Genomic DNA, 15,120 nt, shown 5'->3' with positions numbered 1-15,120 from the left:
CCAAAAAGGGTTAGCGGACCCACCACCCGTGAAGATGTGGCGGACCCTCCAATGTGGCAGTCCCCTCCGGCGGAGAAGGCAGGCAGGCGTGCCTTCCGCCCCTAGGGGCAGGGAGACGTGCAACGGACTCTATCCGGTTCACGTCCCCCGGGGGCAAGGTAACGCGGGGCACCCCCCATTCCCATGACCCCTGTTGCCTATGATGCGCCCCATGGTGAAACGGTCCACCGGGTCCGCCAGGGAGAGGACAAGATGCCGACCCTGGAGGGTGGTTGCGCTCGGGGCCGGGTGGGTGCTCGCCTGCCTGCTCGCCTGCGGTCCGGTGGAATCCAGACCCTCTGAAGCCCTGGGGGCCAGGGGGCAGGCCCTGGTCCAGGGGATGGACGCGCCCGGGGACCCGGCGGCGGTGGCGCTGGTGGCTCGGCGCACGCGCTGTGGAGGGGAGGCGCCGGTGCTCCTCTGCTCGGGCGCCCTCATCGCCCCGGACGTGGTGCTGACGGCGGCGCACTGCCTGGCCGTCTTCGGGGAGGGGGGCCCCTACGAGGTCTTCCTGGGCCCCACGCTGCTCCCGGAGCCCGGGCCCGGCGGGCGGTTCGTGCGGGTCACCCGGGCGGTGGTCCACCCGGAGTTCGTCCCGGCCACGCACACCTGGGACGCCGCGCTCCTGCGGCTGGCGGTGCCCGTGACGGACGTCCCGCCCCTCCGGCTCCCCCAGGCGGGGGACGTCCCGGTGGCGCCGGGGGACCTGGTGCGGGCGGTGGGGTACGGGGACACGAAGGACGCGGCCCAACCCGCGGGCCAGCGGCGGCAGGGCGGGCTCCAGGTGACGGGCGTCACCGGCGGCGCCTTCCAGGCCGGCCCCGCCCCGGCCATGACCTGCGTGGGGGACAGCGGCGGTCCGGTGCTGGGGGGCCCGGTGGGGAACGAGGTGCTCCTGGGCCTCACCGTCAGCGGGGACGTGGCCTGCCGCACGGAGGCGGTCCAACTGCGGGTGGACGCGCTGGGGGACTTCATCCGTCCCTTCCTGGAGGAGGCCCCGCCCCCCGCGCCCACCGGGACGCTTCCCCTGGAGGCCCTCTGTGAGGCGTCCTGCGCGAGCGACGCGGACTGTCCCTCGGGGCTGCGGTGCGTCAGCGCCGGGGAGGCCCCGGCCCGGTGCCTCCTGCCCTCGCTCCAGGCCGGGACCTACGGCGCGGCCTGCACGGAGGACGCCGCCTGCGGCGAGAAGGGCGTGTGCGCCCGGTTGGAGGTGGACGGGGACGACGCCTGCCGCTGCTTCACCCCCTGCGAGGCCATCGTCGACCCGCTGACACCGGAGATGGACCGGCCCGGCGTCAAATGCGGGTGCGGCAGCGGCCCCGGTGGCCTGGGCGCTACACTCGCCGTCCTGCTGGGGCTGTTCAGGCGACGGTCGCGTGACTCCGCGTGAAAACGCCTACAGATCCGCAAATGTAGGCGAAACTCCTCGAATCAAACTCCGAGAATCAAGCAACGACGTTTTCGGCAGTCACAAAGGTCCTTCTCCCCCATGGACTACAAGATCAAGTCGGGCGACACGCTGAGCGCGCTGGCCAAGCGCTTCAACACGGATGTGGATTCGCTGGTGAAGGCGAACCCGAACATCACGAACAAGGACCTCATCTACGCGGATGCGAATCTCAACATCCCGGGCAGCAAGGATGACTTCCAGGCGCAGGGTGTCTCCAAGGGGCCGGACCTGACGGGCGGCGCGCAGCAGACGCAGGGCGCGCAGGCCGTGGGTGACGTGCCCCCGGGCCAGGTGGGCGACTGGATCAAGCAGGCCATGGACATCCTCAAGGCCAACGGCGTCCCGGCGGACAAGATGAACCCGCAGGACATCGCGAAGATCATCCAGCACGAGTCCAGCGGGAACCCGAACGCCATCAACCTCTGGGACTCCAACGCCCAGAAGGGCACGCCGTCCATCGGCCTGATGCAGACCATCCAGCCGACTTTCGACGCGCACAAGCTCCCGGGCCACGACAACATCCGCAACCCGGTGGACAACATCATCGCCGGCGTCCGCTACTCCATCGAGCGCTACGGCTCCGTGTCCAACGTCCCCGGCATCAAGGGCCTGAACAGCGGCGGCGGCTACGTCGGCTACTGACCGGCACTGACAGTCCCCGGACGCACCGCGCCCCGCGGTGGAAGACGGTCCTTCCCGTCTCCCACGCGGGGCGTCGTCATTTCCGTGGCCGGCGTGTGCCGTCAGCCCCCGTGCAGCGGGGAGCGCTCCCGCGGGCCACCCGTGCTCTTGATGTGGATCTGGCTGGGCGCCTTCTTGCGTCCCCTCAGCCCCGTGCCCCGGTTGTTGCGCTTGGGGCCGTGGTCGCCAGCGGCGGGGCCCAGCGTCACACGCTTGAGCTCCTTCTGCCGTAGCAGCGCCGCCTCGTCGTCATGGGCCAGTGTCTTGCGCCCATTGCTGGCCTGCACGCTCGCCTGGGCCGCATGGGGATCCACCCGTCGCTTGTTCTTGATGCCTGCCAATCGGGTCCGCACGGACATGAAGTCCTCCTTTGAGTTGAGGTAGGGACCCCGGCGGGGCGTTGCCATCCCTGGCGACGGGCGGGACAGGGGCCGCCCCGTGAGCATGCGGGACGCGGGCGCCCGGTGGCGCGGGATGACAGGGGGCGCACGAGCGGCGCTCATCCCCAGGCGGGAATCACGCCCGGACCTCCCCGCGACTTCAGGTGAGGTCTTCGTTGTCGCGGCGGGCGCGCTTCTTCTCCTTGGGCTTGCTGGACCTGGCCGCCTTGGCCTTCTTCTTCTCCGTGGCCTCCGGCGGGAACAGCCAGCCGTCCTCGGGGCGGGGCTGGGAGGCGTTCACCGGCTCCAGGTGCTGGCCACGGCAGCCCCGGCACCAGGACTGCGGACGGCGCTGGCCCCGGCTCATGATGCGGAAGCCGAAGTCCTGCTCCGTGGGGCCCACGTGGCCGCAGCGCGGGCAGCGCGTCATGGACGTGGTGCCCGTCTCCCGGGCCTTCTCCTTGCCGTGCTCCACCACCAGCGCCAGCGCGGCGGCGAACCCCAGCTTGCGCTCCGAGGGCACGTGGAACTGACGCGCGCGCTTGCGGTTGCCCCGGCCCATCACGGGCAGGAGGTCCAGGCCTCCCAGGAGGTTTCGCTGCTCCAGGACTCGCGACGGAGACGATGGCGGGGTCGAGTGGCTCACGCGATCATTTCTACGGGAGGGGTCTGACATGCCGGGTTCACGCGCCGGGTCGCCAGGTCCCGCTCCGTTCGGAGGTCTGGACACGTGTTCAGTAACCCCTGGCATTTCCAGGGGATTCCCCCGGCGGCCGGGCGGGGGTGGGGCGCCAGGGGGCGGGGCCCGCCTGCCTGCCGGGCGCGGACCGGGGCTCCCGTGCCCACCTTCCAGGAGGTCCCTTCCCCCCCACCCGCCGGAGGTGTGCCCATGGCCCAGGCCCACGAAACCGAAACCGAGAAGCAGGAACGCCACGCGCGGCGGCATGAAGCCCACCTGCGCGCCACCTACGCGGCGTTCATCCATCACCTGTGTGATTTGAGCGCCCTGCCTCCCGCGCTCGCGGAGTCCGCCGCCGTGTCGGTGCTGAGCGCGCTGGAGCGCAGGCTCATGCCCAACGGGGCGCGCAACCTGGAGTCCCAGCTGCCTCGGCTGCTGGTGGAGTTCCTGCCGCCGCCGGAGGAGCGCCCCCGGCACCCCCACCGCTTCGGTCGCGAGGAGTTCATCGCCTCCGTGGCGGAGGACCTCCAGATGCCGGTGGACCAGGCGGAGGTGGTGGTCCGCGCGGTGCTGCGCGCCTTCCAGGACCAGATTTCGGAAGGCGAGGCGGACAAGGTGGCCAGCAACCTGCCCGCGGACCTGCAGGCCCTCTGGCGCCTCACGCAGTAATCGCGAGGCGCCTCGGGGCCCGGGCGCTACTCCGCAGGGCCGCTGCCCGCGCCGTCCCCGGTGGTGAACACCGGGGTTCCGCCGGGGATGCTGGGGTCGTGCGGGAGGCTGCCGCGCGGGCTGCGCAGGTAGACGAACGGCGTGGCGAAGAGGAAGTTGCTCACGCGCGACGTGTAGATGTCCGCGTAGCGCTCCACCTGCCGCGCCAGGTGGCTCTTGTCGTTGCCGGCGCGGGTGAGCAGGCCCCAGTGCGGGTTGGACAGCTCGCCGGCCGCGCGGGCCATGGGGCCCAGCTCCGCGTCCAGCGCCTCCAGCTCCGCGCGCAGCTCCGTGAGCCGCGTCACCAGCTCGCCCTCCGTGGTGTCCTCCACGCGAGGGCCGTAATGGTGCTTGCGCCGCTGGAGCTCCAGGCGCACCTGGCAGCTCTCCGCCTCCAGGCGCTCCTTCTTGAGCATGCGCTCGCCAATGCGCACCTCGGTGGCTCGGAAGGCGGCGATGGCGCGCACCTCGTCCTCCAGCTCGCGCAGGATGAGCGCGGTGCGCCAGCGCAGCACGTTCTTGCTCACGTGCACGTCGCCGAACATGTGGTCGCCCACGTAGAGGATTTCGTCGCCGGACAGGCCCAGGTGCCGCTCCAGCTCCAGCGCGCTGCCGCCGAAGTAGGGCTTGTTCTTGTCGAGCGGTCCGGAGTGCGGCCGCAAGAGTGCTTCACCATTCGCCTCCACCACCTCGAAGAGGGTGGAGCGCGTGGTGAAGAACTCGGGCTTGCGCGCGCTGACGATGACCACGTCGAAGAGCTGCCGCCAGGTCATGCCTTCGGGCAGGTGCCGGTCGAAGGCGAAGTGCATCATGGGCTCCGTGTAGGCCCACTCGCTGTTGGTGATGAGCAGCACCTTCTTGCCGGCGTTCTTCTGGTCCAGCAGCGCGAGCGGCGTCTCCGGGTCGTCGATGACGTATCGCTCGGGGTCCGCGATGATTTCGGCCTTGAGGCGTCCCTGCATGTGCGTGGCGTCCAGGTTCTTGCGCACGTGCTCGTAGAGGTCCGCGTAGCCCATGGGACCGGGGAGCTGGCCGGCGTCCAGGCGGTCCACGAGCTGCGCGTAGATGCAGGCCTCGGAGAGGGAGAACAGCGTGTTGAGGAACACCCAGCGCCGGTCCGCCAGGTCGATGACGGTGCGGGTATAGGCCTCGCGCTGGGACTCGAAGTCCATGGGGCGGCTGCCGTGCAGGGCCTTCTTCACGAAGCCGAAGCGGTTGGCCTTGAGGAGGTTGCCCTTGGCCGTGTCGATGATGAGCCCGCGGATGGCGAGCATCGGGTCGAAGGTCAGGTCGGCCACGGGCCAGCCCTGCTCCACCAGACGGTCGCGAATGTATTCGTAGGCGCGGCGTTCCCACGCCTCCACGCGATAGTGGATGAGCGTGTAGTCCATGTCGTAGCCCACGGCCTTGATGGCGCGCATGTTCAGGGTGCGGTTGCAGAACAGACCGCGCTCGGGCGGGGGACCGGAGAAGTGAGGAGCCATGGGAGCAAGGCTTGCCAAGGCTTGCTCGCAAAGTCGAGCGGCCCGTGTGTCCAAGTCGTCTCGTGGGCAGGCCCGGGCCGTTCGGGTGTCGGAAAGATGGGATACAGGTGACGTGCGCGCCGCGAGGGCCGGGCACGCGCGGAACCAAAGGGCAGAAGACATGTCGGGAATGACGCGGCGCTGGGGCCTGGCCCTGGCGGTGGTGCTGGCGGCGGGTGTGGCGGGGGCTCAGGAATGGGAGACGGTGGCGACGAAGCCCTTCGTGATCAAGGTGCGGCCCCGCCCGGGGACGAAGGCGAAGGACATCTGGGCGGAGGGCGAGCTCAAGGCGAGCGCGTTGCAAATCCAGACGGCGCTGGAGGACCAGGACTCGTACCGGCTCTTCATGCCGTACGTGAAGGAGTCGCGGGTGGTGCGGCCCACGGACGACGGCGGGCGGCTGACGTACACGCGGCTGGACCTGCCGGTGGTGTCCTCGCGCGACTACATCTGCCACGTGGTGACGGAGTCGAAGGTCGCGCCGGACGGGACGGGCGTGTACCAGCAGCGCTGGAAGGCGGAGCCGGACGCGTTCCCCTCCCGGCGGGACGTGGTGCGCCTGCGGCTGAACGAGGGCAGCTGGAAGGTGGAACCGAAGGGCGAGGGCACGTCCTGGGTCGTCTACAAGTTCACCGTGGACCCTGGGGGTTCCGTCCCGGGTTTCCTGGCCAGCGTGGGGCAGAACGACGCGGTGGTGGACACGCTGCGCGCGGTGGAGAAGCGGGCGAAGTCGCTGCCCGTGGAGCCGCCGCCCACGAAGTAGAGGTTGGAGGCGTAGGGGATGGAGGCAGGCGGGCCGGGTGTTCCCTCCGGACGCCATGGCTGACAACTCCAAGATTGAGTGGACGGACGCGACGTGGAACCCGGTGCGCGGCTGCGTGAAGCTGAGCCCCGGGTGCAAGCACTGCTACGCGGAGACGTTCGCGGAGCGGTTCCGGGGCGTGCCCGGGCACCCATATGAGCAGGGCTTCGACCTGAAGCTGATTCCGGGGAAGCTCGCCGAGCCGCTGCGCTGGAAGGCGCCCAAGCGCGTGTTCGTGAACTCGATGAGCGACCTGTTCCTCGACGACGTCCCGGAGGCGTACATCGAGACGGTGGCGCGGGTGATGGCGCTGGCGGACTGGCACACGTTCCAGGTGCTGACGAAGCGCGCGGAGCGGATGCAGCGGTTGTTGTCCACGCGGCTCGCGTTCGCGGCGAGGCTGCCAAACGTCTGGTGGGGCGTGAGCGTGGAGGACCGCAAGTACGGCCTGCCGCGGGTGAAGCACCTGCAAGCGGCGCCCGCGCGGGTGCGCTTCCTGTCCATCGAGCCGCTCCTGGAGGACCTGGGCTCGGTGGACTTCACGGGCATCGACGGGGTGATTGTCGGAGGCGAGAGCGGCGCGAAGTCGAGGCCGTTGGACCCGGACTGGGTGCGCTCGGTGCGCGAGCAGTGTGACGCGGCGGGCGTGGCCTTCTTCTTCAAGCAGTGGGGCGGCAAGCGCAAGGCGGCGGCCGGGCGCGTGCTGGACGGGCGCACGTACGATGCGCTCCCCCGGAGCACAGCGGCGCCGTTCCCGGAGGACACCCGGCGCCTGCGCTTGCTGGAGGAGGCCGAAGCGCTGGCGGCCCCATGGCTGATGCCGCCAGGCTTGGTCAGCGCCGCCGCTTCAGCTTGAAGAAGTCGATGAGCGCCTTGAGCTTGGGCGCCACCTGGACGCGGCTGGGGTAGTAGAGGAAGAAGCCGGGGAGGGTGGCGGAGTACGGTTCGAGCACGCGCACGAGCCGCTTCTCCGCGAGCAGTTGCTGGACGCGGCTCTCCGGGACATAGGCGAGCCCCAGCCCGGCGACGGCGGCATCCAGCACCAGCTCCGCGTCATCGAACGTCACGAGGCCCTCGACGGCGGCCTCGATGCGCTTCCCGCCGTCGCTCAGCCCCCAGCGGAGGAGCCCGCCAGTGGTCCGGCTGCGATAGTTGATGCAGTCGTGGTCGCGCAGGTCGCGAGGGTGCTTCGGCTTGCCACGAGCCGCGAAGTACGCGGGCGAGCCCACCACGTGCATGACGATGTCGCCGCTCACGGGGATGGCGATCATCTCGCGGTCCACGAGCTCCCCGACGCGGAAGCCCGCGTCGAAGCCCTGCTGGACGATGTCGACGAGCGCGTCCTCCAGGTGGATGTCCACGCGGATGTCGGGATGGGCGGCGAGGAACTCCGCCAGGCGCGGGCCGAGCACCTCCTGGTAGCCATACCGGGGCAGGGTCAGGCGCAGCAGCCCCGTGGGCCGGTCGCGAAGCTCGCCCAGGGACTCGAAGGCGTCCTGCACGCCGTGCATCGCGGGTTCGAGCCGCGACAGGAAGCGCGCGCCGGCCTCGGTGAGGCCCACGCTGCGGGTGGTGCGTTGGAGGAGCCGCACGCCGACGCGCTCTTCCAGGGCCCGGAGGCTCTGGCTCACCGCGGAAGGGGTGACCCCGAGCTCCGACGCCGCGGTGGTGAAGCTGCGTCTGCGAGCCACCGCGAGGAAAGCCATCAGGCCGGAGAGGTCGTCGCGCATTCCTTAGCGTAGCTACAAAGTGCATCCAGAGACGACGCGTTTCGGAGCGAAGGGCCGGGGCGTACTTCATGGGCCACGGAGGCAGTCATGAACGCACAGGGCAAGGTCTGGTTCGTCACGGGGTCGTCGTCGGGGTTTGGCCGCAACATCGTGGAGGAGGTCATCGCCAGGGGGGAGCGCGTGGTCGCGACGGCGAGAGACCCGCGCACGCTGGAGGACCTGGTGGCGAGGGCCCCGGACCAGGTGCTCGCGCTCCGGCTGGACGTGACGAAGCCAGAGCAGGTGCAGGAGTCCATCACGGCGGCGCTGAAGCACTTCGGGGCCATCGACGTGCTGGTGAACAACGCGGGCTACACGGTGTTGGGCGCGGTGGAGGAGACGAGCGACGCGGAGCTGCGGGCGGTCTTCGAGCCGCTCTTCTTCGGAGCGGTGGCGATGACGCGAGCGGTGCTGCCGCACATGCGCGAGCGGCGGACGGGCATCCTCGTGCAGGTCTCGAGTCTGACCGGACTGGTCGGGTACCCGGGCGCGGGGGCGTACAGCGCGGCGAAGCACGCGCTGGAAGGCATCTCCGAAGCGCTGGCGAAAGAGGTCGCGCCCTTCGGAGTGAAGGTGCTCCTCGTGGAGCCGGGAATGTTCCGCACGAAGCTGCTGGGCTCCGGGTTCCGGCCGATGCCAGAGCTGCCTGCCTACGCGGAGTCGATGGGTCCCACGAGAGCCTGGGTGGCGCAGTCCGCCGGCACGCAGTCCGGGGACCCGGTGAAGGCCGCGAAGGCCATCGTGGACGCGGTGGCCGCCGGAGCCCCGACGCTGCGCTTGTTCCTGGGGTCGGACGCCCCGGCGGCCATCCGCGAGAAGCTCGCGCAGGTGCAGGACGACGTGAACCGTACGGAGCAACTCGCACTGTCGATGGGCTTCTGAGCCGGGAGCCCCAGGAAACGGGCAATGAACCGCCAGACGCGCGGAGCCCACCGGCCCACGTGAAGCAGTCCGCCCTCCCTTGGATGTTCCACGGCATGGGTCCGTTCACTGGCACTGGTGACTGGGGCATCGGACAAGCCTTCCAAGACCGTGCCCATCATGTCCTCGGCGCACGTCCCACCGGATTCGGATGGGACGCGCACCGCGAGTGCTGGAATCACCGACATCCCGTTGTCAGACTCCACGGGGGAGGCTTTCTCGTCGGGGCGAGTTGAGACCCCAGGCACCTCGGTGTCCCCGGTGACTGGCTCGCAGTGACTGTCCGGAGAGGGAGAGGCAGGCTCCTTGGGGGGAGGAGCGAAGGCGTTCAGGACGCGCTCGTCGCGCGCCTTGAGCAATGCCGGTAGCTCGTGCTGGAGGGGCTGTGGGTCGCGCTCGGACAGGATTCTCATGGCGCAGAGAGCCCACTCGCGTAGCGCCTCGCCACCCATGAAGGGCTGCAGCCGGGTTGCTCCTCCCAGGAAGGCCCGATGCAGGGACTGCACGAGGAGCACATGCCCGGGACGATCCGCCACCCGGGCCGCCAGCCGCAGCAACTCGAATTCCACCTGTGCGCAGTAGGTCCCATCCTCCCAGTGCGCCGCGTCCTGGAGCTGGAAGCACGTGTACCTCAGCCGGTCCAGGTCGAGGTCCGAGGCTCTCGCGCAGCAGTCAGCCAGAAGCTCCACCAGGACCTGCCGCTTGAGGCTGAAGTAGCCCTCCAAGAGCCGCTGTGCGTTCGGGGCGCGCACGTCATGCAGCCCCAGCCCCAGGTTCTCCAGCGTCAGCGACTCATCCATGGCCACCGCGCGCGTCCTGCGGCCAGGGTGCTGCACCACCAAGCCCCGCGCCGCCAGTCGACGCACCGCTTCGCGGAGGGTGCCTCTGCACACGTTGAATCGACGCGCCAGCTTCGCTTCCGGACCGAGCTGCCCACTCGGATGCACCCGTCCCAGCGCGATATCGCGCTCGAGCTGCTCCTCCACGTACGCCACGAGTCCGCCTCGTCCCATCCCCATCCCCTCCTCGAATCAGCATGGCCATCCAACCACAGGGGTCTGACATGGACGTGCGGGCCCACCCTCCGGTGGCCCGGGCGGCTAAAACCTGTCCGACAGTCGGACAGGTTTCTGGAAAGCGCCTCCGGCGGGCGGCTTCTGTCCGTGCGGCGTGGATGGATCAGATGGAAGGAAACCGCACTCCCGGCAGGACGAGCAGCTTCGCGCCCTCCGCGTCCTGGAGTTCCAACGTGTAGACGCCGCGAGCCTCCTGGGACTGCGCTTCGGCTTCCACAATGATCTGGGCGCTCTCGGCTTCGGACCCGGAAGCCACTTCGAGCACTTCCACGACCCTCAGGGTTTGATGATTCGGGCCGCGGAGGCTCGCCTTGGCGGCCTTGCTCGGAAGGGGCGTCCGCACGGAGAACTCCAGTTGCACCGCGACCCGGCGTGCGGAGCGGAAGCTTCTGACTTGGAACATTGCGCCCGAGGCTCCTGTTTCGGGAGCCTTTAGCTGCAACGTTTGAACTCCTCCTTGACCCAGAACCGCAGTGGACAGGATCGCCGCCAGCCCCACGTCGGGACAGGACTGCTCGGAAAGCAGAGTGGCTGTGTCATCGGACACCCCTCCATCCGCGGCTGCGAGGAACGGAAGCAGGAACAGGAGCATAGGTCCTCCTATTCGTCGTATCGCCACACGCCCCGGATGGACATCATGTTGGGAACAACGGCGGTGTTCTCATTTCCCCCCTCGCTGCGAGGAACACCCCGCGTGCGGTCATCCAGGAACCAGAGTTCAATACAGACAGGAAATGTTTCACCGGTCTTGTTCTGACGCAGTTGCGTGAAACGGCCATAGACTCGTTTGGAACCGACGTAGAGCGTGCCCGTGAGCATGGAGCCGTGCCTTACGCGTCCCTCACTGCCGAGGGTGTACACAGCGGCACGTCCTTCTCGGACTGTAACGAAATCGGAGCGCGTATTTGGGTCAAATTTGGCGGCCCACTGGATTCCGTCAACCCTGAGCGCCTTCATGGCTGCCTTTGCATCCTCCGGACAGTCCTCCGCGGGAGGCGTGGGCCGGTCCACCAGGGGAGCGCTGGCGCAGGCCATGCCCGCCATGCAGGACGCAAGCGTCGCGGCCTTGAGCGCACGAGCGGGTTTCGGAGACGGCGGGGCAGGGGGCTTGGTCGTCACGGGAGTGTGTTCCTCTTTCTGTGCCACCACGGGGGCGGCGACGGGAACACTGTGCGGGCGGTCCGGCGGGCTCGCCAGTTTATGACCAACAGGGGCGGAAAGACTATCCGAGACCTGGAGGGTTGTATGGCGAGTCCAGCCCCGCAGCAGGACCTCCCAGGTCCGGGGGCCCGCCAGCAGCAATCCCAGGCAGGCCACCACTCCCACCCAACCCCAGGCCGGCAACCGTCGCGGGGCCACCGGCTCGGGAACGGGCCGGGGCCTGGGCGCGGGTGTCAGGTAGGGCTGCGCGGGCCATGTCGGACGGCGGATCTGATTGGGCGTGCCCGGAATCTCGTCGAAGAGGTGCGCCTCGAACGCCGCCGCTCCACCCGAAAGCAGCCCCCGCATCAGCTCCGAGTGCGCCGCCTCCCCCGTGCGCGGGCGCTGCTCCGGCTCCTTCTCCAGCAGCCGCAGGATGGCCCTCGACAGGAGCTCCGGCACCTGGGGATTGATGTCCCGGGGCGACGGCGGCAGCCGCTCCGTGATGGCCACCGCCAGCAGCTCCGGCTCCTGACCCGGTGGGAACGGGTAGTGCCCTGTCACGGCCCGGTAAAGGCACACACCCAGGGCATACAGGTCATCCGACTCCCGGTATGGGTAGCGCAGCTCCGGCTGCCTCCAGTGGCGCTGCTGGAAGCGGATGGCCTCCGGACTGCGCAGGTGCAGCGTCCCCGGGGGCAGGGTGGTGGTCGTCAACGTCGCGGCCCCCGTCTGGTCCCCGGCCCCGAAGTCGATGAGCACCGGCACCTGCTCCCTCGCGCGGACCAGGATGTGCTCCGGCTTCAGGTCGCGGTGCAGCACGCCTCGCGCGTGCAACACCCCCAGCGTCATCGCCACCGAGCCGCCCACCATCGCCACCTGACGGAACGTGGGGTTGAACGTCTCCGTCCAGAGGTGGAGCGCCAGCCCCTCCACGCAGTCCATGACGAAGTACGGCAACCCCTCCACCGGATCCGGCCATCGCCCCGTGGCATGCACCCGCACCACGTTCGGATGCCACGCCCGGTCCAGCAACAGCGCCATCTCCCGCAGCGCCCGGGCCGGGTCCGGATGCAGCGACAGCTTGAGCGCGAAGCTCCGCCCCGGCGCGTCCAGGGGCTCCACCCGATAGACCGCGCCGTACCCGCCCACCCCCAGCGTCCCCTGCACGCGCCAGCGCCCCACCTCCGCGCCGGGCTGGAGCGCCCCCGGGAACACCTGTGACCCTTCCTGACCCATGGACCCGGAGAGTCGCATGACTTTCACTCAACCTGGAAGGTCAGCCGGGGCAGAGGGCCGGAGGCAACCTGGGGCCGTGTGCTCCCAAGTCAGGAAGTCTCGCCTCGTGGGGCCAGGCGGAATGCCCCCAGCGGAACACGTCTGCGGTGACTGAAATGTGACATGAGCGAAGCGCGTATCGGGCCAGTGGCGTCAGACGGATTTGATGTATTAAGCCGCGTCTCATCGCAGCACTCCCCCCTCATTCAGGAGTTCCTGATGCGTCGTCTTGGCTCAGCCCTTCTCGCCGTGAGCATGCTCGTTGGTTGCGGTCCTGGTACCCAGGCGGAGACTCCCCCCGAGTCCGCGCCGGCCGCCGAGCAGCAGCAGCAGGCCCCCATCCTCACGACGACGAACGTCGACGTGGCCATCGAGTGCTCGGGCATCCTCGAGTTCGCGAACACGGCGTCGTACTCGCTCCTCGACCGCTACCTGCCCAGCAACGTGGTCACCAACATCGTGAACCGCCGCGCCACCGCGCCGTTCACGTCGCTGGCGGACCTGTCCTCCGTGCCGCTCGTCGGCCCGGCCCGGCTCAAGCAGTTGGAGGGCGGCGCCCGGACGATGGACTTCATCGACGCGGACTGTGTCGGCATCATGGATGGCATCGCCATCTCCCGTGACGACCAGACCGCCATCGTCGCGCTGGTGAACAGCATCGACGACTCGGAGCTGCATGACGTCCTTCCGGACGCGTGGAACGGCGCCGTCAACCTGCTCAACACGCGCCCCTTCACCACCGCGCAGCAGATCTCCGACACGGCGGGCATCGGTGACGTGAGCTTCCGCAACATCCGCAACTCCGCCACCCTGAGCCGCCCGCTGGAGGCGCTCTTCTCCGCCATCAACGCCATCCCCTCCAACGGCTCCTATGGCGCCACCACGCTGCGCCACTTCGACTGGTGGAACATCGCGTCCGCCGGCCACTACTACCGTGACGACAAGACCTGCTTCGGCCTGGAGCCGAGCAGCGTCCCCTCCGGCGCCGCCATCCGCCCGAACCTGGCCGACGCCGCCGAGGTGCGCGCCGCGGTCGCGAACGCCTTCAACTACGTCGGCGGCAATACCAAGGTCTCCGCTGCGGTCCGCGACGCGGGCTTCGCGAACCTGGACGCGCTGACCCAGGGCCGCTCCTTCAAGGGCTGCATCATCACCTACGAGAACGACCCCTGGAGCCGCAACACCGTCCACATCTACGTGGACACCGTGAACGGCTTCAGCGTGATGACCGAGACCTGGTGGGCGGAGTAGTCCTCCCCACCTGACGTCCCTGCCGTCCCGAAGCCCCGGGTTCCCTCATGGAGCCCGGGGCTTCGTCGTGTCCGGAAGCAGGCAGGCCCCTGGCGGGCAGGCGGGCCCGGGAAGGAAACCGTGCATCCCCGCGTGTCTATGGGTATAGACACGCCCCATGTGCCCCCTGGTGAACACGAAGGACCTGATTGACGCCCAGGAGGTGGCGGGCCTGCTGCGCCTGGCCCACCCCAACAGCGTCAGCACGTACCTGCGCCGGTACCCGGACATGCCGCGTCCGGTGCTCGACCTGGGCGCCGGGCGCCCGCGCCTCTGGCTCAAACCCCAGATGCTCCGCTGGGCCCGCGCCCGCCAGGCCGCCGCCAACACCGACACAAGCTCCCGAGGCTCCCGATGACCACCGCCACCCCCCGAACCGCCCCCGCCGTCCTCCCCGGGCCCAATGACGCCTGCTGGTGCGGCAGTGGCTCCAAGTACAAGAAGTGCCACCGCGGCGCGGACACCGTGGAGGCCCGCCGCAAGGGCGCCGACACCAACCGCAAGGGCATCCGCCCGGGCATCGTCAGCCCCCGCCGCGTGGTGCCGCTCACCATCGCCCGGCCGGACTACGCGGACTCCATGGCGGGCCGTCCCTCGCGCTCGCGCAACGAGCCGGACGTGAAGTCGCCGGACGTCATCGCCCGCATGCGCCGCGCCTGCCAGGCCGCCGCGCAGGTGCTGGTGGAGACCGCGCGGCACGTGCGTGTGGGCATCACCACGGACGAACTGGACGCCATCGCGCACGAGGCCTACCTCAAGCGCGGCGGCTACCCCAGCACGCTGAACTACCACAAGTTCCCCAAGTCGCTCTGCACCTCCGTCAACGAGGTCATCTGCCACGGCATCCCCGACAGCCGCGCGCTGGAGGACGGCGACATCGTCAACCTGGACATCACCATCTACCTGGATGGCGTCCACGGCGACTGCTCGGCCACGTACCTGGTGGGCAACGTGGAGCCCCAGCACCAGCGCCTGGTGCAGATCGCGAAGGAGTGCCTGGACATCGGCATCGCCGCGGTGAAGCCGGGGCGGCCCATCAGCGACATTGGCCGCGCGGTGGAGGCCCACGCCGTGAAGAACGGCACCAGCGTGGTGCGCGCCTACTGCGGCCACGGCATCGGTGAGACGTTCCACACCGCGCTCCAGATTCCGCACTACTACGAGCCGGAAGCGGACACCGTCATGCAGCCCGGGATGATCTTCACCGTGGAGCCGATGATCAACCAGGGCCACTGGGACCACCGCACGTGGAACGACGACTGGACCGTCGTCACCGCGGACGGCCTGCGCAGCGCCCAGTTCGAGCACACCCTGCTCGTCACCGACACGGGCGCGGAGATCCTCACCGTCCCCTGAGTGACGCCTTCCCCCTGAAACACCCCGG

Annotated in this window: 15 protein-coding genes and 1 pseudogene; 9 read left to right on the top strand and 7 right to left on the bottom strand. The window is 69.4% G+C overall.

Features of this window, described 5'->3' with window-relative positions; translation table 11 throughout:
- The first annotated feature begins 268 nt into the window (after window positions 1-268).
- Both JYJ93_RS01630 and JYJ93_RS39750 read left to right on the top strand, forming a co-directional pair.
- Entirely contained in the window at window positions 269-1,429 is a 1,161-nt protein-coding gene (locus JYJ93_RS01630; RefSeq protein ID WP_269012930.1) for a trypsin-like serine protease, read from the top strand.
- A gap of 99 nt (window positions 1,430-1,528) precedes the next feature.
- On the top strand, window positions 1,529-2,131 hold the full coding sequence (locus JYJ93_RS39750) for a transglycosylase SLT domain-containing protein (RefSeq protein ID WP_242543565.1): 603 nt from the start codon (window positions 1,529-1,531) through the stop codon (window positions 2,129-2,131).
- A 101-nt stretch (window positions 2,132-2,232) separates the two neighbouring features.
- On the opposite strand, the gene JYJ93_RS01615 is transcribed toward JYJ93_RS39750, so the two are convergent.
- Window positions 2,233-2,529: a hypothetical protein gene (locus JYJ93_RS01615; RefSeq protein WP_206786046.1), complete on the bottom strand. Its 297-nt coding sequence runs from the start codon at window positions 2,527-2,529 to the stop codon at window positions 2,233-2,235.
- 181 nt (window positions 2,530-2,710) lie between these two features.
- Entirely contained in the window at window positions 2,711-3,226 is a 516-nt protein-coding gene (locus JYJ93_RS01610; protein WP_206786045.1) for a hypothetical protein, read from the bottom strand.
- Window positions 3,227-3,439: 213 nt separating this feature from the next.
- Between JYJ93_RS01610 and JYJ93_RS01605 the strand changes: the two genes are divergently transcribed.
- Entirely contained in the window at window positions 3,440-3,898 is a 459-nt protein-coding gene (locus JYJ93_RS01605; protein ID WP_206786044.1) for a DUF2267 domain-containing protein, read from the top strand.
- Window positions 3,899-3,924: 26 nt separating this feature from the next.
- Here JYJ93_RS01605 and JYJ93_RS01600 read toward each other — a convergent pair whose 3' ends face one another.
- A complete protein-coding gene (locus JYJ93_RS01600) occupies window positions 3,925-5,421 on the bottom strand; it encodes an HAD-IG family 5'-nucleotidase (RefSeq protein WP_206786042.1) in 1,497 nt (498 codons plus the stop codon).
- 160 nt (window positions 5,422-5,581) lie between these two features.
- Between JYJ93_RS01600 and JYJ93_RS01595 the strand changes: the two genes are divergently transcribed.
- Window positions 5,582-6,223: an SRPBCC family protein gene (locus JYJ93_RS01595; protein ID WP_206786040.1), complete on the top strand. Its 642-nt coding sequence runs from the start codon at window positions 5,582-5,584 to the stop codon at window positions 6,221-6,223.
- Between the two features lie 55 nt (window positions 6,224-6,278).
- Window positions 6,279-7,118, top strand: coding sequence for a phage Gp37/Gp68 family protein (locus JYJ93_RS01590; RefSeq protein ID WP_206786038.1), 840 nt, complete (start codon window positions 6,279-6,281; stop codon window positions 7,116-7,118).
- On the opposite strand, the gene JYJ93_RS01585 is transcribed toward JYJ93_RS01590, so the two are convergent.
- Entirely contained in the window at window positions 7,096-7,992 is an 897-nt protein-coding gene (locus JYJ93_RS01585) for a LysR family transcriptional regulator (protein ID WP_206786037.1), read from the bottom strand. The genes JYJ93_RS01590 and JYJ93_RS01585 overlap by 23 nt on opposite strands.
- Before the next feature lie 87 nt (window positions 7,993-8,079).
- On the opposite strand from JYJ93_RS01585, the gene JYJ93_RS01580 reads away from it, so the two are divergent.
- The gene (locus JYJ93_RS01580) at window positions 8,080-8,913 is read left to right on the top strand and encodes an oxidoreductase (protein WP_206786036.1); all 834 of its coding nucleotides are present in this window, start codon (window positions 8,080-8,082) and stop codon (window positions 8,911-8,913) included.
- Between the two features lie 329 nt (window positions 8,914-9,242).
- Here JYJ93_RS01580 and JYJ93_RS01575 read toward each other — a convergent pair.
- From JYJ93_RS01575 to JYJ93_RS01565, 3 genes and pseudogenes are all read right to left on the bottom strand, one after another.
- Window positions 9,243-9,971: pseudogene (locus JYJ93_RS01575) on the bottom strand (GntR family transcriptional regulator); the annotation flags it as partial.
- Between the two features lie 160 nt (window positions 9,972-10,131).
- Window positions 10,132-10,620: a DUF2381 family protein gene (locus tag JYJ93_RS01570; protein WP_206786035.1), complete on the bottom strand. Its 489-nt coding sequence runs from the start codon at window positions 10,618-10,620 to the stop codon at window positions 10,132-10,134.
- Between the two features lie 8 nt (window positions 10,621-10,628).
- Entirely contained in the window at window positions 10,629-12,425 is a 1,797-nt protein-coding gene (locus tag JYJ93_RS01565) for a serine/threonine-protein kinase (RefSeq protein ID WP_206786034.1), read from the bottom strand.
- A gap of 240 nt (window positions 12,426-12,665) precedes the next feature.
- On the opposite strand from JYJ93_RS01565, the gene JYJ93_RS01560 reads away from it, so the two are divergent.
- From JYJ93_RS01560 to map, 3 genes are all read left to right on the top strand, one after another.
- Entirely contained in the window at window positions 12,666-13,697 is a 1,032-nt protein-coding gene (locus JYJ93_RS01560) for a helix-hairpin-helix domain-containing protein (RefSeq protein WP_206786033.1), read from the top strand.
- Window positions 13,698-13,854: 157 nt separating this feature from the next.
- Entirely contained in the window at window positions 13,855-14,094 is a 240-nt protein-coding gene (locus tag JYJ93_RS01555) for a hypothetical protein (RefSeq protein WP_120552755.1), read from the top strand.
- Window positions 14,091-15,092: a type I methionyl aminopeptidase gene (gene map / locus JYJ93_RS01550; protein ID WP_206786032.1), complete on the top strand. Its 1,002-nt coding sequence runs from the start codon at window positions 14,091-14,093 to the stop codon at window positions 15,090-15,092. Before JYJ93_RS01555 ends, map begins: the two co-directional genes overlap by 4 nt.
- Window positions 15,093-15,120 lie beyond the last annotated feature (28 nt).

The organism is Corallococcus sp. NCSPR001 (assembly GCF_017309135.1).
Classification (GTDB): Bacteria; Myxococcota; Myxococcia; order Myxococcales; family Myxococcaceae; genus Corallococcus.
Note: the sequence above shows the minus strand (reverse complement) of the source record. Positions and strands in the feature narration are given on the sequence as shown.